This is a genomic window from Chryseobacterium sp. TB1-D10 (assembly GCF_059803555.1).
In genome coordinates, this window is sequence record NZ_JAPFHB010000002.1 from 413946 (window position 1) to 434521 (window position 20576).

15 protein-coding genes are annotated in these 20576 nt (G+C 36.3%); 10 read left to right on the forward strand and 5 right to left on the reverse strand.

Annotated features, from left to right (window positions below):
* Nucleotides 1–44: 44 nt before the first annotated feature.
* The 4 genes from OPU68_RS04275 (at nucleotide 45) to OPU68_RS04290 (ending at nucleotide 7277) form a co-directional block, all read left to right on the forward strand.
* On the forward strand, nucleotides 45–3080 hold the full coding sequence (locus OPU68_RS04275) for a DUF8693 domain-containing protein (protein ID WP_498472756.1): 3036 nt from the start codon (nucleotides 45–47) through the stop codon (nucleotides 3078–3080).
* 86 nt (nucleotides 3081–3166) lie between these two features.
* On the forward strand, nucleotides 3167–3802 hold the full coding sequence (rsmG, locus tag OPU68_RS04280; protein ID WP_498472757.1) for a 16S rRNA (guanine(527)-N(7))-methyltransferase RsmG: 636 nt from the start codon (nucleotides 3167–3169) through the stop codon (nucleotides 3800–3802).
* A 14-nt stretch (nucleotides 3803–3816) separates the two neighbouring features.
* Nucleotides 3817–4236 (forward strand): hypothetical protein, encoded by a 420-nt coding sequence (locus tag OPU68_RS04285; RefSeq protein WP_498472758.1) that lies wholly within the window; start codon nucleotides 3817–3819, stop codon nucleotides 4234–4236.
* 347 nt (nucleotides 4237–4583) lie between these two features.
* The gene (locus tag OPU68_RS04290; RefSeq protein WP_498472759.1) at nucleotides 4584–7277 is read left to right on the forward strand and encodes a PD-(D/E)XK nuclease family protein; all 2694 of its coding nucleotides are present in this window, start codon (nucleotides 4584–4586) and stop codon (nucleotides 7275–7277) included.
* Between the two features lie 70 nt (nucleotides 7278–7347).
* Here the strand turns inward: OPU68_RS04290 and OPU68_RS04295 are convergent, their stop codons facing one another.
* From OPU68_RS04295 to OPU68_RS04305, 3 genes are all read right to left on the reverse strand, one after another.
* Complete coding sequence (locus OPU68_RS04295) at nucleotides 7348–8175, reverse strand: alpha/beta fold hydrolase (protein ID WP_498472760.1); 828 nt, start codon at nucleotides 8173–8175, stop codon at nucleotides 7348–7350.
* Between the two features lie 102 nt (nucleotides 8176–8277).
* Nucleotides 8278–10677, reverse strand: coding sequence for a hypothetical protein (locus OPU68_RS04300; RefSeq protein WP_498472761.1), 2400 nt, complete (start codon nucleotides 10675–10677; stop codon nucleotides 8278–8280).
* A 230-nt stretch (nucleotides 10678–10907) separates the two neighbouring features.
* Entirely contained in the window at nucleotides 10908–13127 is a 2220-nt protein-coding gene (locus OPU68_RS04305) for an NADP-dependent isocitrate dehydrogenase (RefSeq protein WP_498472762.1), read from the reverse strand.
* A 200-nt stretch (nucleotides 13128–13327) separates the two neighbouring features.
* Here OPU68_RS04305 and tpx point away from each other — a divergent pair, with 200 nt between their 5' ends.
* Together tpx and OPU68_RS04315 are read left to right on the forward strand one after the other, a co-directional pair.
* On the forward strand, nucleotides 13328–13825 hold the full coding sequence (tpx, locus tag OPU68_RS04310) for a thiol peroxidase (protein WP_498472763.1): 498 nt from the start codon (nucleotides 13328–13330) through the stop codon (nucleotides 13823–13825).
* 70 nt (nucleotides 13826–13895) lie between these two features.
* Nucleotides 13896–14468: a Crp/Fnr family transcriptional regulator gene (locus OPU68_RS04315; protein ID WP_498472764.1), complete on the forward strand. Its 573-nt coding sequence runs from the start codon at nucleotides 13896–13898 to the stop codon at nucleotides 14466–14468.
* 74 nt (nucleotides 14469–14542) lie between these two features.
* Here the strand turns inward: OPU68_RS04315 and tatC are convergent, their stop codons facing one another.
* Both tatC and OPU68_RS04325 read right to left on the reverse strand, forming a co-directional pair.
* Nucleotides 14543–15370 (reverse strand): twin-arginine translocase subunit TatC, encoded by an 828-nt coding sequence (tatC, locus tag OPU68_RS04320; RefSeq protein ID WP_498472765.1) that lies wholly within the window; start codon nucleotides 15368–15370, stop codon nucleotides 14543–14545.
* Nucleotides 15371–15466: 96 nt separating this feature from the next.
* Complete coding sequence (locus OPU68_RS04325; protein ID WP_498472766.1) at nucleotides 15467–16426, reverse strand: KpsF/GutQ family sugar-phosphate isomerase; 960 nt, start codon at nucleotides 16424–16426, stop codon at nucleotides 15467–15469.
* Between the two features lie 181 nt (nucleotides 16427–16607).
* Between OPU68_RS04325 and recQ the strand changes: the two genes are divergently transcribed.
* From recQ to OPU68_RS04345, 4 genes are read left to right on the forward strand one after another with little or no spacing between them, the layout of a single operon-like run.
* Nucleotides 16608–18818 (forward strand): DNA helicase RecQ, encoded by a 2211-nt coding sequence (gene recQ, locus OPU68_RS04330; RefSeq protein ID WP_498472767.1) that lies wholly within the window; start codon nucleotides 16608–16610, stop codon nucleotides 18816–18818.
* Nucleotides 18819–18834: 16 nt separating this feature from the next.
* Entirely contained in the window at nucleotides 18835–19083 is a 249-nt protein-coding gene (locus OPU68_RS04335; RefSeq protein ID WP_498472768.1) for a hypothetical protein, read from the forward strand.
* Entirely contained in the window at nucleotides 19071–19400 is a 330-nt protein-coding gene (locus tag OPU68_RS04340) for a hypothetical protein (protein WP_498472769.1), read from the forward strand. Before OPU68_RS04335 ends, OPU68_RS04340 begins: the two co-directional genes overlap by 13 nt.
* Nucleotides 19397–20467 (forward strand): glycosyltransferase, encoded by a 1071-nt coding sequence (locus OPU68_RS04345; protein ID WP_498472770.1) that lies wholly within the window; start codon nucleotides 19397–19399, stop codon nucleotides 20465–20467. The genes OPU68_RS04340 and OPU68_RS04345 overlap by 4 nt, the downstream gene beginning before the upstream one ends.
* Nucleotides 20468–20576 lie beyond the last annotated feature (109 nt).

The following is a 20576-nucleotide window of genomic DNA, read 5'->3' on the forward strand; positions in this document are numbered from 1 at the left end:
AACGTTTAAATTTGCAATGTTAATTTTTAATTAGATAACAACAGATGAAAAAAAGTTTATTTTTCCTGTTTGCAATATTCATTGCAAACATCTTCTCTGCGCAGACAGAATTGGTAAGATGGAATAATTCAAATTACTCTCCAAGTTTTAATCAAAGTCACATTACAGTTAGCAACCTTACCGCTACAGTTCCTCTTTCTTATGTGCAATATCCATCGATAAGTGGATTCAATGCCTTTCAGACAAACAACTGGCCAACCAAGAACGATCAGGCTTACGACCCAAATAAGTACATACAATTGAAGGTAAGCCCTTCGCAGGGATATAAGCTTAATCTTTCAGAATTTAATTTTAGCTGTGCATCACAGGGCGGTGACGCAAAGATCAGGGTAGATTATTCTATCAACAGTAGTTTTTCCGGTCCTGTAACTGTACTGCCGGAAACAACTATAAACAGCGGTATGTCAAATTTTTCCATCACCAACTTTCCTTCGCCGATTGCAACTGATGGTCAAACACTTTATATCAGAATTTATTTTTATAATACTTGGAATGCTGTTCATTTGTTTCTAAAAGACGGACAGAATTTCGGACCACTTTTTAAAGGTACGGTTGAATCCAGTTCTACAGTTCCTACAGCTTATAACGATGTAGCTAACACGAGTATAAACAATGATATTGACATCAATGTTTTATATAATGATGATTACAGCAACAAAGTTGGGACTATTTCTTTTACGAAACCTGCCCACGGAATTGCTACACTCAATAGTGATAACAGCATCAATTATCTTCCAAATAAAGATTATACGGGAGCAGATTCATTTTCGTACCGTATAACTAATGAATATGGTGTTTCCAACTATGCTACAGTTGCTGTAAATGTTTCTGCACCATCACAGTCGGCACTTATCTGGTGGGATAAAAATACCTATTTTGGAACACCATTCCAGTCATTTATCAATTCTACCGAAATGACGACTAATGGTGGCGTTACAAAGTCAATCGGAAATGAATCGACACCAATATTTATTTTCAGCGGAATTTCGAATCCAAGTTTGGATACTTCTAAGTACGTACAATTTGTATTGGATAATACGAGCACGAAAAAAACTATTGAACCTAAATCTTTCAGCTACATTTCAAGAGGGTACAATCCTGGTAAATATGAGCTGAGATATTCTAAAAATATAGATTTTTCTAATAGCGTAGTTGCAGCATCCGGTACATTTGCTGCCAGCGCTTCTTACAGCACAACCACTCTTAATATTACAGATTTAAAGATTAATCCACAAGAAAAATTATATCTTCGTCTGTATCTTTATGACTGTAACTCAAGTTTAGTAATGCAGTTTTTGCCACAAGGCATCGGACCGGTTATCAATGGTATAGTTTATAACTACGTTTATGCTTCGAACGATACAATATGGCTGGATTCTTCCAACCCGCACTGGAGCAATGGAACACCAACTGCTACGAAAAATGCAATTATAGATACCAACTACAGTACCTCACTATATGGTACTTTTGAAAGCAATAATTTGACAATCAACGCAGGTGCTGCACTTACGGTCAACACAGGTGATTACATTAAAGTTAATGGTCAAATTGTAAATAACGCGGCAGCAGCATCTTTCTCAGTGGAAAATAATGCCAACATTTTACAAACTGGAAACGCTCAGAATATCGGTAATATATCCGTAAAGAAAACGGCCGTAATTCCTAAGATGGGTTATAATTATTGGTCTTCACCAGTGATTGGTCAGAATCTTTACCAATTCTCAGAAGGATACAATCAGGCAGCTACAACTGGTACAGGAACGCCATGGAACAGATTCTATGTTTACAACGAGGCAAATGATTATTTTGTAACCACTATTGCTAATGAAATCACACTTAATAGTACTTCCGTATTAGAACCTGCCAGAGGTTATGCCATCAGAGGAAAGAACAGTTTTCCCGAAACTGTAACTGTTGAGACCACGCCGGCCAAGTTCGAATTTGTAGGTAAACCACAGAATGGGGACGTTGCAACTTATAAACTAAAATGGACAAACGCGGCCCACGGTTACAATATGGTAGGAAATCCATATCCATCTAATATCAATTTTGACAGTTTTTATGAACTGAATAGTAGCAAAATCTACGGTGTTGCTTATTTCTGGACCAATAATGATGGGCAGGTAATGTATCAGCAGGGAAGTACCTACTCCAGTAATAATTATGCAATAGAAACCGCTGTGGGTGGTACTTCTGCAACTTATTTCGGATTTAATAACAGAAAGCCAAACGGTAACATTTCTGTGGGACAAGGATTTATAATCCAGGCAAAACCAGCTGGGAAAAATGAAACTTTAACCTTCAATAATAGTATAAGAACAGCAGATACTGCCAATTATTACAACAAAACTACATCACAGAAAAACAGATTCTGGCTGGAGCTAAAGTCTCCGTCAAACGTCAACAACGAAATACTGATAGGCTACATCGCCAAGGCTACCAATGGATTTGATAATGATTATGATGCAGATTTGCTCTCTATCGGAAGTGATTCTTTTTGGAACGTTCTGGACAGTCACAAACTTGCCATCCAGGCAAAAGATGAAAATTTCACAAACAGTGATAATGTAACGTTAGGTTTCAAAGCTTCTGTTACTGGTAATTATACTATTTCAATTAATGATAAAGAGGGAATCTTTAACTCGGGACAAACTATTTATTTGAAAGACAAATATCTCAACAAGGTATTTAACATCTCAGACAATCCTTATACTTTTTATACAAGTGCAGGACAATATGAAGAGAGATTCGAAATTGTTTACAAATCTCTGGAAACTTTAGGAACAGATAATGCTGTGAAAAAAGGAATCCAGATTTATAAAGATATTCAGAATTTTATTGTTAATTCTCCTAATAATCTGGACGAGGTAAGCCTTTATGATGCTTTGGGAAGATTAATCTTTGAATCCAAAACTTCAAAAAAAGAAGTCTTGATTAATAAAACCAATCTGCCGGACGGAATGTACATCGTCAAAGCAAGATCTGGAAATACAACAATGACTAAGAAAGTTTTGAAATAAAACTTATTCATCAAATTTACAAACCATCAAAATTATTTTTGATGGTTTTTTGTTATTAATACTATTAAAATTCATAATTTCGCTCTATGTCTTTAGAATTAATTTTAAAATATTTTCCCGATATCTCCAGCGAGCAGAAAGATCAGTTCGCAGAACTAGAAATTCTTTACAAAGATTGGAATGAAAAGATCAACGTCATCTCCAGAAAAGATACAGACAGTCTGTACGAAAAGCATATTTTACATTCCTTGGGAATAGCAAAAGTAATGGAGTTTGCAGACAATACAAAAGTTCTGGACATCGGTACCGGAGGAGGTTTTCCCGGGATTCCGCTAGCCATACTTTTTCCAAATACCCAGTTTACGCTTGTAGATAGCATCGGAAAAAAGATCACAGTAGTTAAAGGCGTTGCAGAAAGTCTTGGTCTCAAAAATGTGACAGCGCACCACATGCGAGCTGAACAGCTGAAAGAGAAATTTCATTTCGTAGTCAGCAGAGCCGTGACGCAGATGCCGGTTTTCCTGACCTGGCTGAGAGGCAAATTCGAGAAAGACCAATTCAATCCAAAACACAACGGTGTGATTTATCTAAAAGGCGGAGATCTTGGCGAGGAACTGGCAGGATTGAGATGTGAGATTTTTCAGCTCAAAAATTATTTCGAAGAAGAATTTTTCGACACCAAAAAAGTCGTTTACATATCAAAAGGCAATTTTAACAACTAAATAAAGAAATGATTATGAAGAAAGTATTTATTTTATCAGTGATTTCAGTGTTATCTCTAGCTGCAACATCTTGCAAAGACAATGACGATTATGTAGAGATTACAGATGTTTACGCACAGAAAACCGACAGCGTAACCATTCCGATGGATACAATGACTTTGGGTGTTACACAAGATTTCAAAGTGTATTCTACATTTACCAGAACGTGCGAAGGGATTTACAGTTACGATTATCAATATACCAATGATTCTGTAAGAACGATTGCTAATTTTGGATACAAAACCAACGAAGCCTGTTCAGACGGAACTTATGTTGACGGCAGCCGAATCAGTTTTAAACCTGTAAAAACCGGAACTTACACTTTCAAATTCTTCACTGGAAAAGATGCTGCAGGAGCTAATACTTTCCTAGAGAAAAAAGTGGTGGTGGAATAGTTTTTTGTAGCTAAATCCCGCGTTCTGTTGCAATCTTTTTGCAGAAAGACTTTTCCATTAAGTAGAACTCGAAGATTACGCAAAAAAGGATTTCCACTGCAATCGGGGCTATGGGTTTCGTCGTAAGATTAAGATTTCTAAAAATCAAAACAATCTGCAAAATCTGCGAGAATATATTTTTTATTGCTTTGCTGAGTTTTATCGCTTTGCGACCTTAAAAATATTTTCAGTAATTTCCAAAAAGATTTTTGCGCCTTTGCGTTAAAAATTTACTGCAGTTATCAAATATATTTTCAAAGTCAACGAAAATTAATTAAATTGAGCCTTTACTCCAAAAGGCTTTTTTTATGCAGTTTCTTCAAAGAATCATTTCAGAATTATTAGAAAATCACAAAGATCTCTCGGGTTTGGATATCGTCTTACCTGGAAAGCGTCCAATGGTTTTCATCAAAAGAATCTTGCAGGAAAAGCAATATCAGGGACTTCTTCCAAATTTTGTCACGATAGACGAGCTCATTGCGGAACTTTCAGATGATTTGGAAATCAAAGGAATTGCACTTTGGCTTTTCGCTTACAGAACTTATCAGAAAGTAGATTCTTCCGAAGATTTCTCAGGCTTCCTCAAATGGTTTCCAACATTGCAAAAGGATTGGGACGATATGATGAAATTCTCAGAAAATGACCAAAAAATCCTGGAATGGATGCTGGACGAAGAGCGCATCAAAAATTGGGGCGAAGATCTTGGCGATGATGACAACGCTAGAAAAAGGAACCTCAATTTCTGGCGGAAAATGAATGAGTTTCTGCCACTTTTGAAATCAGATTTAAGGAAAGAAAACCTTGCCACTGCCGGAATGATTTACCAGGAAACCTATTCAAAATTGGAGAAGTTTGCAAAATCCACTCAAAATTATTTTGTCTTTTGCGGTTTCAATGCTTTGTCGCGAGTTGAGGAGCAACTGGTAAGAAAACTCTTGCAATGGAACAAAGCCGAAACCTATTTCCAAGCCGATCAATATTATATTAATGATGAAAGACAGGAATCCGGAAAGTTTCTGAGAGATACGATAAAGTGGAAAGAATTTGATCTTTATAGAAACTTTAATTGGATTGATGATCAATTTTCTCAACTAAAAAATATCAAAACCTATGAAGTTTCCGGAAATATCGTTCAGGCAAAAGTTTTACCCGAAATTCTGAAGAAAATTCCGAAAGAAGAATTGTCAGAAACTGCTTTGGTTTTGCTGGACGAAAATCTTCTGCCAGCTGTTTTAGACAGCTTGACTTCCGTGGAAAGTGTGAATATTACGATGGGTTTTCCTTTAAAAAATCTATCATTCAGCAACGCCATCAAAAAACTGTTTTACCTTCAGAAACAACAAGAGAAAAAGTCTTCCAGCTATTATTACGCCGACGTTTTACCAATATTGGAAGAATTGCCAAATGACGAGATAGACAGTGCAATCATTCAGGAATTCATTGCAAAGATTGAGCAACGCAATATCGTTTATATTTCAAAAAATCTCTTGCAGGAATTGCTGGGAAACCTAAGTTATTTTCAGCTTCTTCAAAAACCGGAATCTACTCAAAACTTTTTGGATTTATTAATCAAATTCTGTTACGAGTTGAAATTCAAAGAACTGGATGATATTCAGTATGAAAATATCGCACATTTTGAGAAAGTTTTCAAAGTCATCAAGAATCAGTTATTGCCTTATAAAATTGAAATCATAATTGAAACTTTAGAGGTTCTGATCAATCAGTTGGTAAATACAGAAAGCATCGATTTTGTGGGCGAACCGTTGGCTGGTTTTCAAATTATGGGATTGTTGGAAACCCGGCTTCTGAACTTCAAAAATATCATTTTACTTTCTGTGAATGAGGGAAAATTGCCATTAGGAAATACGCAAAATACATACATTCCGTTTGATGTCCGCAAAAATTTTGGATTGAATACTTTCCTTGAAAATGATAGCATTTACGCTTATCACTTTTACAGATTGATTCAGGATTCTCAGAATGTCCATCTGCTTTTCAATGCGTTGAGTTCGGGTGTAAACACTGGAGAGAAAAGCCGTTTCATTACGCAATTGGAAATGGAAAGCCCGCATAACATCGAACATATCATCATCGAAAATACATCCGAACCGATCTCTCAGAAATTAATGAAGATTGAAAAAAATGAAGCCGTAATGCAACTTCTGAACGAATGGAAAAACCGCGTTTCTGCTTCACATCTCGTGACTTATCTTTATAATCCAATCGATTTTTACCTCAATCAAATCCTTAAAACAAGGGAAACGAACGAAATCGAAGAGGAACTTTCTCAAAGAAATTATGGAAATCTCGTTCATTACGCATTACAGTTTTTACACGAGCCAATCAAAGGTAAAATATTATCCATTAACGATTTAGAAGATTTACTTGTAAAAGTGGATGAATCGATAGAAGATGCCATCGAAAAGCTAAAACACCAATCCGAATTCTATGAACGCGGAATGAATTTCATCCACAAAGAAATCGCCAAAAGGGTAGTGCGGAACATTGTAGAGTACGATCTGGAATTGGTAAAAAATGGTTCGGCTTTGGAAATCATCGACCTTGAAAAAGAAATCAACTCTGATTTTTATCTTGATAAAAACGGAAAGGACAAAATCAGTTTCTACGGTTTCATCGACAGAATCGACAAACTCGACGGCATCACCAGAGTTATTGATTATAAAACAGCGAAACCGAAAAATCTGACTATTAATCTTGGCAAAAATAAAGAAGAAAAACTTCCGGAATTATTTTTCCGAGACGATTATAAGCAAGCGTTGCAGTTATCAATTTATAAATTCTGCATCACCAATTCTCTGAAAATAAAACCGGAAAATGTAGAAACTGCAATCTGGTCTTTCGCCGAAGTGAATAATGGTCCACAAAATCTTAATTTTATTGATATTGAAGATTCTGAAGTGGAAGATTCTATCAGAAACCTGATTGCAGAAATTTTGAATCCTGAAGTTCCGTTTGAGGAGAAGGAGAAAGTGAGTTGGTAGCAAAAAAGAAGACTTTCCAGTTACAGAAAGTCTTTATTATTACAATGTATTTATTTTTTGTAACAGCATTTTAGCTTTTAAGAAAATTAATCAAAATCTCGTTCAGTTCATCGGCGTGCGTTACATTCAGTCCGTGCGGTGCGCCGGAAATCACGTGGTATTGATTATTTACAATTCCTTTTGCGGCTTGTTCACCGGCAGTTTTTATCGGTACAATTTGATCATCATCGCCGTGAACAATCAATGTGGGCACAGTCACATTTTGAAGTTCCGGACGGAAATCTGTGTTGGCCCAGCTTTCTGCACATTTTATCGTTGCAATAGGAGTGGCTTGGGACGCAATACTCCAGTCATAGTTTAGTTGTGCCTGACTTACGGATTGGGATAAAATTCCGTAATTGTAAAAATTCTTATGGAAACCTTCCAGGAATGTTACACGGTCTTTTTTCAAATTTTTAAGAATTTCGTTCAGGTCTTTTTCCGGAACACCATCTGGATTATCGTCTTTTTGTTTTACCAAAGGAATGATGGATGAGATCAACGCTACTTTATCAACATTGTCTGCGCCATTATTTGTAAGATAACGAACCACTTCTCCGCCACCCATTGAGAATCCGACTAATACAACGTTTTGAAGATCCAAATTTGAAATCAATTCCTCAAGATCTGCAGTCAAACCATTGTAATCATATGCATCCAGAGATGGTTGTGATTTTCCGAATCCTCTTCTGTCATAAGTAATAACCCTGTAGCCGGCATCTAATAATGCGCCGACTTGTGGCTCCCAGGATTTTCCACTCAATGGCCAGCCGTGAATCAAAATAACAGGTTGTCCCTGTCCGAAATCTTCGTAATAAATACTGTAATTTTTGTCAATGTCTTTTGTGATGTAAGGCATAATGGTAATTTTTTATATTAATATTTGAATATCTTTAACCAAACATCACACCATAAAAAAAGGCTTTCTGCTGAGAAAACCTTTTTTATATTTTAATTAACACTACTTCACAATTTCATTATAATAAAGCATTTTGTCATTTTTATCAAAACTAATAATGATGATTTGTCTGTTCTTTGCTTCATCATTATTGAAGAATTTTGCTCTCGGAGCCAGTCCGCCGTTTTCGGACAATGACGGATTCCAGTATAATGTTTCGCGTGTATCTTTCGTTATTTTTTTGTAGGCATCACTTGTGATATCCGGCAATTCAAATTCGATTGATTTATCATAACCTTTAAGAACTAATTTGTTAACCTTTTCCACATTTTTATCTTCTTCAGCAATCATATTTCCACGTCGTGTGTAGATTGCAACGGCATTACCTACCAAACCATCATTTTTTAAAACTTTCACCATTGCAATGCTGCTGATCGGGAGCGAACTGATCATACTTGCGTCTACGGGCATTTCGTCAAGAAACAAACTCGCCTGTGAACCACGGATACTAGGAATGTAATTTCCGGAGCTGTCCATTGTAAAAGTCAATCCGGCAGCGCGACCCTGCAGCCATTGCAATATATTTTGCGAAGTTTGTGCATCCTGGTTTTCATTTACCAGATCAAAAATGGTAGCATTCATACTGCTGAATCGTCCACTTGAAAGTTCCTTGTCAAGTTCTGCTTTTTTATCTACTTTTTTGGCAGTTACTTTTACTTCTTCAATCAATGTTTCTTTGTTAAAATCATCAATTCCCTTATTGTTCTTTCTATTCTGTAGCGCTTTTGCAATTGCCGGATCTTGTACAATATTTTTATCATTTACTAAGCGATAATTGGTAGGTGGCAATGCAGATTTGTACGGAATACTGTTTACCAAAGCTTCGAAACTAATATTCAGGTTATCAGAATCTGAGGATTGGTTTTTGTCTTTATTAAGGTAATAAGAAACCGTCAGAGGTTCATCAAAATAGATATTGTCCAAATAAATAAAACCTTTATCATCCGTAATTACGGGAACAAAGTTTTTATCTGAGTTTTCTGTCTTCAGTAAAAGATTGATATTTTTATTTGGGATAAATCTTCCGTTATTAGTTACTTTTCCTTTAAAGGAGAGGTTTTTCTGCGGTTTGTAATTGAATTCTGGAACTTTACCTGATAAAAGAGATTCCCAGTCATAACGTTTCCATTTTTCTGAGATTAATAAGGCGTCGAGCGCATCCGAATTAGCCGTTTTTTCAAAATATTGCGCCGGATTGTAGATGGAAGAAGTGAAATCTCCGGTCAGCCACTTTATGCTCAGAATTGTGTTTTCATTTGTGTTTTCAGAAGGGTTATTTTCTCTTACCAAAACTGTGTAATTTGAATAATCCTCGTCTGGTTCTATATCAAAACTATTGAAAGCTCTTGGCTCATTATTCAGAGACAAAGCCAAAGTTGGTTCATCAAGATTTAATTTTTTTGGGTTGACGAAAAAGAGCCTTTGTGCTACAGGATTTTGCTTATCGTCAAAAATGGTAATATTTAAAACCGCAGTCTCATCATTACTTACCTTGTTCGGGATATTGCTTGAAGCTTCACTTGTAGTAGTTTTTATATTTGCTCTGTAAACCAATTGATTATTAATGGTTCCAATAATACTGTAGCCTTGCAATCCCTGAGGAAGATCAGTTCCACTTAGTTTATAATTAATACCTTTAGGATCGCCTGCCAATTGAAGATTAATTCCTGAATTTGCTACTGTAGGCAAAGTTATAGTTTGTTTAACGCCTTTATTATCCTCGATAATTGCTTTGTAAGTTTTCCCGGTTTTAGGCGTGATTGTAAATACACTTACATTTTGATCAAGATTTTTAAAAGTTGCTAATTTCTCATTCGGTTTTTCAGAATCTATGACGTAGCCGCTCCAACTCGTTGGCGGAATCCCTTGCGAGTACAATCTGACAGCAACTTTGGTAGGAATATTATCGATGAAAGTTCCGCTTTCCGGAAAAACGTTGGCGGTCCATTTAAGATTTTTATCAAGAACTAATTTCTGTTCAGAATTCGGATTGTAAATCGGAACCTGTTTCACATAGTTGAACTCCTCGGGAAAATTCGCCATCCAGGTTGTATAGGCTCTTATGAAATATATGTCTTCATTCAGAAAATCATTGAGGACGAATGTTCCGTCGCCTTCACCATTTTTCAGATAGACGTTTTTCTTGTCCACCAGATTTTTGTTGTGGTCATACAATTCAACAAAAAGTGTATTAGAAATGGTTGAACGGCCGTAGCCATTGAAGACAAAAGATTTGAAGTAGATATTATCCCCAACAACATATTTGTCTTTATCCAGAAGAAGATAGACTTTTTCCTGCGTATAATTCTGTTCCAGATTCTGGACTGCTTTATCTATTTTGTCCTGAGCCGTAAGCTGTGACATCCCAACAACATAAAGAAAAAAAATGAAGATTTTTTTCATACCAAAAAGCTTATAATTAATTATGATTTATAAATTATGAATGAATAATTTACAATATTTTATTACCATTGAATCACTGCAGCCCGGCTTGAGTGGAAATCCTTTTTTGCGCTGGGAAAAGCGCTAGAAAAAAGATTGGGGACGGAAGACGGATTAAGCTGCCCAAAAATATAATTAAAAGACAAAACCCTCAACATTTGCCGAGGGTTTTATATAATATTTAACACGGATTAGATTCCGTTCACGATTGTATTAAGTGTTTCAGAAGGTCTCATTGCAACATCTGTCTTTTGGAAATCCGGTTTGTAATAACCGTCGATTTCCTGAGCTTTACCTTGAGAACCGATCAATTCTTCATTGATTTTGGTTTCATTCTCTGTTAATGCTTTTGCAACAGGCGCAAATTTAGCAGCGATTTCCGCATCTTTGGTTTGATTTGCTAAAGCTTCTGCCCAATAAGTTGCCAAGTAGAAGTGCGAACCTCTGTTATCGATAGTTCCCAATTTTCTTCCCGGAGATTTGTCTTCTGCCAGGAATTTAGCGTTAGCTTCGTCCAATGCATCAGCCAAAATCTGAGCTTTTGTATTGTTCTGAGTCTGAGCCAAATGTTCCAAAGAAGCCTGCAACGCCAGGAACTCTCCAAGAGAATCCCAACGTAAATATCCTTCCTCGATGAATTGCTCGATGTGTTTTGGGGCAGAACCTCCAGCTCCGGTTTCGAACAAACCACCACCGTTCATCAATGGAACGATAGACAACATTTTTGCAGAAGTTCCAAGCTCAAGAATTGGGAAAAGGTCTGTCAAATAATCTCTTAAAACGTTTCCAGAAACCGAGATCGTGTCTTTACCTTCTCTTGCTCTTTCCAAAGTTTCTGTCATCGCATCTTTCACATCCAGGATCTTGATATCCAATCCAGTGGTGTCGTGATCAGCAAGATATTTCTCCACTTTTTTGATCATTTCTCTGTCGTGCGCTCTTGCTTTGTCTAGCCAGAAGATTGCTGGTGTATCAGACAATCTTGCTCTGTTGACAGCCAATTTCACCCAATCCTGGATCGGTGCATCTTTGGTCTGACACATTCTGAAGATGTCAAATTTCTCCACTTTTTGCTCAAGCAAAGTGTTTCCATTTTCGTCAAGAACTTTGATTGTTCCATCTGCTTCTGCCTGGAAGGTTTTGTCGTGAGATCCGTACTCTTCAGCTTTTTGAGCCATCAATCCTACGTTTGGAACAGAACCCATTGTTTTTGGGTCAAGCGCTCCGTTTTTCTTCATATCATCGATTGCCGCTTGGTAGAATCCTGCGTAAGAACGGTCTGGGATAATAGCCACTGTATCTTCTTCAGCGCCAGCTTTGTCCCACATTTTTCCGCCATTTCTGATTAATGCTGCCATAGAAGCATCAACGATGATGTCAGAAGGAACGTGGAAGTTGGTAATGCCCTTGTCAGAATTTACCATCGCTACTTTAGGACCATCGGCCAAAGTTTTGTCGATGTCAGCTTTGATATCAGCTTCTTGTGGAATTCCGGCAATTTTATCGTAAAGATTTTGCAATCCGTTATTTGGGTTGATGTCCAATTCCTTGAACGTCTCTTTGTATTTATCAAAAACATTTTTGAAGAAAGTCTCAACGATCGCTCCGAAGATGATCGGGTCAGAAACTTTCATCATTGTCGCTTTCAGGTGCGCAGAAAGAATTACACCTCTTTGCTTAGCTTCTTCAATCGCTTCCTGAACAAACGCTTTCAATGAATTGATATTCAAAACAGAAGAATCAATTACCTCACCAGCTTTAAGTGGCGCAAGGTCTTTCAAAACTTTTTCAGAACTGTCATTTCCGAAGAAAACGATTTTGAATTTGGAATCACTTTCTACTGTTGTAGAAGTTTCTGTTCCGTAGAAATCGCCTTGTTCCATATTGGCAACATCGGTTTTGCTGTCAAATGCCCAGGCGCCCATTTTGTGTGGATTTGCTTTTGCATAATTCTTAACTGCTTTTGGAGCGCGTCTGTCAGAATTCCCTTCTCTAAGAACTGGATTTACTGCGGATCCAAGAACCTTTGCATATTTAGCTTTGATTGCTTTTTCCTCGTCATTTTTAGGTTCAGCAGGGTAGTTTGGTAACGCAAAACCTTTAGCTTGTAATTCTGCGATTGCTTCTTCCAATTGAGGCGCAGATGCAGAGATATTTGGTAATTTAATAATGTTTGCTTCCGGAGTCGTAGCCAGTTGTCCTAATTCTGCCAACGCATCACCAATCTTTTGATCGTCTGAAAGATACTCTGGGAAATTTGCAAGAATTCTGACTGCAAGTGAAATGTCTTTAGCAACAATGTCGACGTCTGCAACAGATGTGAAAGCCTTTACGATAGGCAAAAAGGAATGCGTTGCAAGCATCGGTGCTTCGTCCGTAAGCGTGTAAATAATTTTTGATTTTTCTGACATTATTTAGTTGATTTTATTTCGTTTTGAGTCACAAAAATACGTATTTTATAGTAAATTTATGGCAGTAATACTATGATTTTTGTTGTAATGTCGATTATAACATATTAATTAATAGTAAAAGTTAAATTTTATTAAAGTAGAATCAAAGTTTTGACATTTCATTAAGCAACCATTAACTTTGAAAAAAATATTTAAAGAAAATGTCACAGATTACACTTAAAGGAAATCCTTTCAATACCGTTGGCGAGTTGCCGGAAATTGGAACTGTTGCTCAGGAATTTACATTAGTTAGTTCGGATCTTTCAGAAAAGCATTTGGCAGATTTCACTGGGAAAAGAATCCTGCTGAACATCTTTCCTAGCATAGACACTGGTGTTTGCGCAGCATCTGCAAGAGCGTTCAACAAAGAGGCAAGCGCTTTGGAAAATACTGTTGTCATCAATGTTTCCAGAGATTTACCTTTTGCACTGACTAGATTTTGTGCAGCGGAAGGCCTTGAAAATGTAGAAGTATTATCAGATTTCAGAGGGAATTTTGGTGAGGATTATGGCGTGACTTTGATAGATTCTCCAATGAAAGGATTGCTGAGCAGAGCTGTAGTAATTTTGGATGAAAACGGAAAAGTTATTTATACAGAACAAGTTCCGGAAATAGGACAGGAGCCAAATTATGAAGGAGCAGTGAACGCTTTGAAATAATTTTAAAAATAAATCATCCATTATAACGGGAAATCTATTATTTTAGATTTTCCGTTTTTTTTTTTATTTTATGGAGGTTTTGAAAAATATTTACCAGCATCCCGCATTTTCAGAAGAAGATCTGAAATTAATCTTTGATAAGCACGAAAAATTATCTTTTAAAAAAGGCGATTTTTTCCTGAAAGAGAATGAGGTTTCCAATGCGTATTTTGTCCTGGAATCCGGCGTTGTGCGCTCTTTTGTTTTTGATATCGATAACAATGATATTACCATTAATTTCTTTACAGAATCCGATATTATTATAGAAGCGTCTTCAATTTTTCAAAGAATTCCTTCGATGGAAAATATTCAGGCAGAAACGGATTGTGTTGTTTGGAAGATTGATTATGATGATTTTCAGGAATTATTCTTAACAATTCCAGCACTTGCAGAATGGGGAAGAGCGTGGATGTCGTATCAATTATTTTACCTGAAGCAGCGTTCTGTAGAAGTTATAACCAAATCAGCAACAGAGCGTTACTTGGATCTGATTCAAGCTAAACCCGACGTGCTGAAATTTGCTCCGCTTAAAAATATGGCGTCATATCTCGGGATTACTGATACTTCTCTCAGCAGAATAAGGAAAGAAATTGTAAAAGCCTAAACCTATTATATCGTTAAATAAAAAATCAGCAATATTAATTATTGCTGATTTTCTTTTTTTACTTTCTTATAAAATTAAGATTTGGTCAGATCTTTATTTATGTTTTGTTTCTGTATTTTTTTGTAAATCACATTCGACATTATGATGCTGATTTCATAAAGTAAAACCAATGGAAGTGCTGCAGCCATCATACTCAGAACATCTGCCGGTGTTATAATTGCCGCGACAACCATAATCAAAACGATGGCATGTCTTCTGTAAGTCCGTAGAAACTTTGGTGTCAAAATTCCAATGGATGTTAAGATATAAACTGCGATCGGGAAAAGAAAAACAACACCCATTCCCATCGTGACCTGAAGAAATAAAGTCGTGTAATCTGATAAATCGAAAAGCTGAACAATATTGTCCGAAACGGTAAAGAGTAACCCGAAATTAATCGCGAAAGGTAAAATCAAAAAATAACCGGTCAAAACGCCAAGCATAAAAAGAATCCACACAGAATTGATATAGAAAATGGAGTTTTTTCTTTCTGCAGGCAATAGCGCTGGACTTATGAATCTCCAGATTTCCCACACGATGTATGGAAAGGCCAAAACAATTCCGGAAAATATAGAAACTGCCATCATCACGTTGAACTGCTGAAACAATTGTTTCTGCTGAACACTGAATTTACCAGGCATTATAAAACTATCTGCGCCAGTAAGTTCTCTGGAAAAATGATTGACTACTTTGAAAGTGAAAAAATCACTCCTTGTAGGTCCAAAAAAAATATGATCCATTACCCAATTGATATTGAATCCTACGATGATCGCCAAAACAACGATTGCCAGAATCGACCTTACCAGATGCGATCTTAGCTCCCCAATATGCCCAAGAAAGGACATTTCTTTTTCTTCACTCATTATTATTTATAAAAGATAAATGATTATTGATAAATGATTTTAAATTTAATTTTTTAATTCGCAACCTAATATTCTAAAACTCTCCAAAGCTAGAATTTAATTAATTCCTTCGTCCAGCAATTTATGAATATCTATGATACCAAAATATTGATTTTCGTCTGTAACTACCAATTGCCCGATATTATATTCCTTTAAAATCTGCATTGCTTCTTTTGCAAGTTTATTTTTATCGATGGTTTTAGGATTTTTACTGATGATGTCAGCAGCTTTCACTTTCGAGATATCATCCTGATTCAGTAGCATTCTTCTAATGTCACCGTCTGTAATGACGCCGATTATTTCATTATTTTCTACCACTACAGTAATGCCATGTTTGGATCCGCTTACAGAGATAATAATATCTCTTATTGATGCTTCCGATGTAATTTCAGGTTTATTGTTAGAAACGAACTGTTCCACTTTCGCCGTAAGATTTTTTCCAAGACTTCCACCCGGATGAAACTTTGCAAAATCAATTTCTTTAAAGTCTTTCAGTTCCATAAGGCAAACAGCAAGTGCATCACCCAAAGCCATTTGGACAGTTGTAGAGCTTGTCGGAGCCAGTTTATTTGGACAGGCTTCTTTATCCACGTGGGTATTTAAAACAATGTCAGCCGCTTTTGCCAGTTTACTTTCGGTATTTCCTGTCATTGCGATGAGTGCGGTGGAATATTCTTTTAAAAATGGCAGAAGATTGACAATCTCCGGCGAGTTTCCGGAATACGAAATGCACAACACAACATCCTGTTTTTGAATCACTCCAAGATCACCGTGAATGGCTTCTGCCGCGTGAAGAAATTGAGAAGGTGTACCTGTGGAATTGAGCGTAGCAACTATTTTATTGGCCACGTGCGCAGATTTTCCGATGCCGACAACTATTAACTTTCCTTTGACTTCATTGATTGTTAAAACACTTTTGATAAAGCTGTCATTTAGTCGGTTTCGAAGGTTTGTAAGTTCACTTATTTCAATATCAAGCGCCTGATGCGCATTAAACAGAATTTCTTTCGGATCCAAAATTTTAAAATGTTTAATTATTTTGTTTAATAATATTAATTTTGTATCTTCACTTCAATAATTTGAAATCAAGAAATGAAGTTTTTAGGCTTCATTTTTTTATCTATAAAAGCTAAGAAATTACTATCAATAATTTGTATAACCTTCAATAATATGCAAATTTAGCAAACAATATTAAAGGATGAACACAAAAGACATCAACTTATCTGCCGAACTTAAAAAATATTTTGGATTTTCTAAATTCAAAGGCCAGCAAGAGCAAATAATAACTGAACTTCTAGATGGTAAAGATGTCTTTGTTCTGATGCCGACTGGTGGCGGAAAATCACTTTGTTATCAGTTGCCTGCACTTATTTCGGAAGGAACGGCAATCGTAGTTTCACCATTGATTGCCTTGATGAAAAATCAGGTGGACGCTGTAAACGGATTGTCATCCGACGAAGGCGTTGCTCATGTTCTTAATTCCTCACTTAATAAAACCCAGACAAAACAGGTGATGGACGACATCACTGCCGGGAAAACCAAATTACTCTACGTAGCGCCGGAATCATTGATAAAAGAAGAATATGTTGATTTTCTTAAAAATGTACAAATCTCTTTTGTAGCGATAGACGAAGCTCACTGTATCTCCGAATGGGGACACGATTTCCGCCCGGAATACAGAAATCTGAAAGGTATTATTGATAAAATTGCAGATGTTCCCGTAATTGCACTTACCGCCACTGCAACACCGAAAGTTCAGGATGATATTCAGAAAACCTTGGGGATGAACAATGCTTTGGTTTACAAAGAAAGCTTCAACAGAGCCAATCTATTCTACGAAATCCGTCCGAAAGTTAACGTCGATAAGGAGATTGTAAGATTTATCAATCAGCATAAAGGGAAATCAGGAATCGTTTATTGTCTTAGCAGACGAAAAGTAGAGGAGTTCGCTCAGCTTTTACAGGTGAATGGCGTGAATGCTTTGCCTTATCACGCAGGTTTGGATCAGAAAACAAGAGTTCTTCATCAGGACAAATTCTTGATGGAAGAGGCGGATGTCATCGTTGCAACTATTGCTTTCGGGATGGGAATTGATAAACCGGATGTAAGATTTGTTATCCATTATGATATTCCAAAATCTCTGGAAAGTTATTACCAGGAAACTGGCCGTGCAGGAAGAGACGGAGGAGAAGGCTATTGTCTCGCATTTTACGATCCGAAAGACATTGAAAAGCTTGAAAAATTCTTGGCTCAAAAACCTGTGTCCGAAAGAGAAATTGGTCTTCAGCTTCTGAATGAAGTTGTTGGTTACGCCGAAACATCCATGAGCAGAAGACAGTATTTGCTTTATTATTTTGGGGAAATTTTTGATCCTGTCACAGGTGATGGTGCTTTGATGTGCGATAATTCGCGCAATCCACCGACTTTAAAAGATGCAACCAAAGACCTGAAAAAAGTCCTTGAAATGATAAAAGTTTTGGGTGAAAAGTTCAAAACCAAAGATTTAATTTCATTGATTACCGGAAAAGAATCTGCAGTTACCAAATCTTATAAATTGGAACAAACTGAATATTTTGGCTTTGGAAAATCTGAAAGTGATAACTACTGGAAATCCATCATCAGACAGGCAACAGTCCAGGATTATCTTAAAAAAGACATCGAAACGTACGGAGTTCTGAAAGTTTCTGAAAAAGGACAAGAAGTCATCAGCGGAAAATCAAAAAACATTTTCCAGATTGCTGAAGACAGAGAGTATGATCTTGCTCAATCCAAAACAAAGGCGGACAATGAGCAGGTTCAAATCCAGGCTGGAGGCGGTTTGGATCAGTTATTATTCGGGCAATTGAAGGAACTTAGAAAAACGGTCGCCAAAAAATACGGAATCCCGCCTTACACGGTTTTTATGGATCCAAGTCTTGAAGATATGACCGTTCAATATCCAGTTTCTGTCGAAGAAGTGGCCAAAATCTATGGCGTTGGCGAGGGTAAAGCGAAAAAATATGGTAAAGACTTTGCCGAATTTATCAAAAAATATGTTGAAGAAAACGAGATCGAAAGAACTCAGGATACTGTCATAAAGCAAGTTGCTAACAAGTCCAGTCACAAGGTTTTCATCATTCAGAATACGGATAAGAAAATTGATCTGGAAGATATTGCGAAAGCAAAAAACATATCGATGACGGAACTTCTTTCTGAGATGGAAAGTATCATTTACCAAGGGACAAAACTGAATATCGACTATTACGTTAACGAAAACTTTGACGAAGACACAGTAGAAGAATTTATGGATTTTATGAAAAATTCTGAAAGCGACAGTATGAAAACGCTTCTTGCAGAATACGGAGATGATTTGACGGATGAGGAAGTTAGAATCTTAAGGATTAAGTTTATTAGTGATATTGCGAATTGATTTAAATCAAAAAGAGATGAATTCTGATTTTATTAATAAAAAAAAAGAAATTCTTCAGTGGATTTCCGATTTGCAAGACGGAGAAATTATTTCAGAATTATTGGAACTAAAAAATAATCTGGCTCCAGTCGACTCTGTAAATGAACCAAAAACCGAATATGCTTTGAAAAATGATTTTGAAGAACGGTGGGCAAAAGGTATTTCTCACGAAGAAATGAGAAGAAGAACGAAAGAATATATTAGTGGTTTACCTTGGAAAATGTAATTCTTTATTCTTTTGAATTTGAGGATCAAATCAATGATATTATTGATGTATTATATGAAAAGGGTTATCTGGGTTTCAAGGAATCTGCTTTGGAATATGGCGATAAAATATACGATTTCATCATTAAAAATATTGATAAACGAATCTCAAGATTCTCACCCAAGAATTTCCGAAAGTTCGGAGAATTTTATATAAAATTCAAGGCTAACGAGAACACATCTTGGTATATTTTCTTTGACAGAAAAGACCATCGTTTTCTCGTCAATCACATTTTGAACAATCACGCAGAACAATTTCCGGAATTATTTTTAGAATGAAAAAATCAATTCTTTTCATATTGCCAGATCTGGAAACCGGTGGTGCAGAGCGCATCATCACAACAATTGCAAACCATCTTCCCAGAAATAGATTTTCACCGTCAATTCTTTTACTAAGGAAAGAAGGCGCTTATCTTGATTTTCTAAAACCCGATGTTGAGATCATAGACATCCAGACACCAAGAATCAGAAATTCTTTAAAACCTATTCTTCTGGAAATCAAGAGAAGAAAGCCGGACATCGTCTTTTCCGGGTTTGGAGAAGTGAATGCTTATTTATCATTATTCATCAAGCTTTTTCCGAAAACTAAATTCATTGCAAGAGAAACCAACGTAGTTTCACAGCATGTGACTAGAAAAGAGATCAGGTTTTTCTACAAATTTTATAATAATTATGTCAGAATCATCGCGCAAAGCAATGATATGCAGACAGATTTGATCAATAATTTTGGAATCAGAAAAAATAAATTAATTAAAATTAATAATCCGGTTGACATAGATTTCATAGAGGAAAAATTAAAACAATCCGAGAAACCAACGGAGTTTTCCCCTCAATACAAACACGTTGTATCAATAGGAAATCTCTCTTCCCGAAAAGGTTTTGATAATCTTCTGAAAGTTTTTTCAAGACTTAAAAATCAAAATATTCTGCTTCATATTCTGGGCGACGGAAAAGACCGAGAGTTGCTTCTACAAATGAAAGAAATGCTGGGGCTTGATCATGTTATTTTTCATGGCAAAAAGAGCAATCCATATCAGTATCTCAAATTTGCAGATCTTTTCATTCTATCATCCAGATACGAAGGTTTTCCAAATGTACTTTTGGAAGCCGGAACTTGTGGTGTTTATTCTCTGGCGAATAATTGCCCCGGCGGAATTGATGAAATTATTATTGATCAGGTAAACGGTGAAATATCAAATATTGAAAATTATGATGATTTTGCTGAGAAGATCAAACACGCCGTGCATAGAAATAATAACAAAGATGATATTAAAACCTCCATCAAATCACGTTTTTCTAAGGATATTATCCTGAAGAAATATGAAGATTTGCTTTGGAATTTATAAACACATTTTGATCAATAAATTATGAAAAATATTTTTTTATTGGCTATTACAACTGTAATTTCAATTTCCTGTAATTCTGTAAAATCTGGAGACGCTGTTTTGAATGCGG

Coding starts and splice junctions, on each gene's coding strand:
- rsmG (WP_498472757.1), top strand. CDS start 3,167: ATGTCTTTAGAATTAATTTTAAAATATTTTCCCGATATCTCCAGCGAG.
- tpx (WP_498472763.1), top strand. CDS start 13,328: ATGTCACAGATTACACTTAAAGGAAATCCTTTCAATACCGTTGGCGAG.
- OPU68_RS04305 (WP_498472762.1), bottom strand. CDS start 13,127: ATGTCAGAAAAATCAAAAATTATTTACACGCTTACGGACGAAGCACCG.
- OPU68_RS04275 (WP_498472756.1), top strand. CDS start 45: ATGAAAAAAAGTTTATTTTTCCTGTTTGCAATATTCATTGCAAACATC.
- OPU68_RS04345 (WP_498472770.1), top strand. CDS start 19,397: ATGAAAAAATCAATTCTTTTCATATTGCCAGATCTGGAAACCGGTGGT.
- OPU68_RS04335 (WP_498472768.1), top strand. CDS start 18,835: ATGAATTCTGATTTTATTAATAAAAAAAAAGAAATTCTTCAGTGGATT.
- OPU68_RS04300 (WP_498472761.1), bottom strand. CDS start 10,677: ATGAAAAAAATCTTCATTTTTTTTCTTTATGTTGTTGGGATGTCACAG.
- tatC (WP_498472765.1), bottom strand. CDS start 15,370: ATGAGTGAAGAAAAAGAAATGTCCTTTCTTGGGCATATTGGGGAGCTA.
- OPU68_RS04295 (WP_498472760.1), bottom strand. CDS start 8,175: ATGCCTTACATCACAAAAGACATTGACAAAAATTACAGTATTTATTAC.
- OPU68_RS04285 (WP_498472758.1), top strand. CDS start 3,817: ATGAAGAAAGTATTTATTTTATCAGTGATTTCAGTGTTATCTCTAGCT.
- OPU68_RS04315 (WP_498472764.1), top strand. CDS start 13,896: ATGGAGGTTTTGAAAAATATTTACCAGCATCCCGCATTTTCAGAAGAA.
- OPU68_RS04290 (WP_498472759.1), top strand. CDS start 4,584: ATGCAGTTTCTTCAAAGAATCATTTCAGAATTATTAGAAAATCACAAA.
- recQ (WP_498472767.1), top strand. CDS start 16,608: ATGAACACAAAAGACATCAACTTATCTGCCGAACTTAAAAAATATTTT.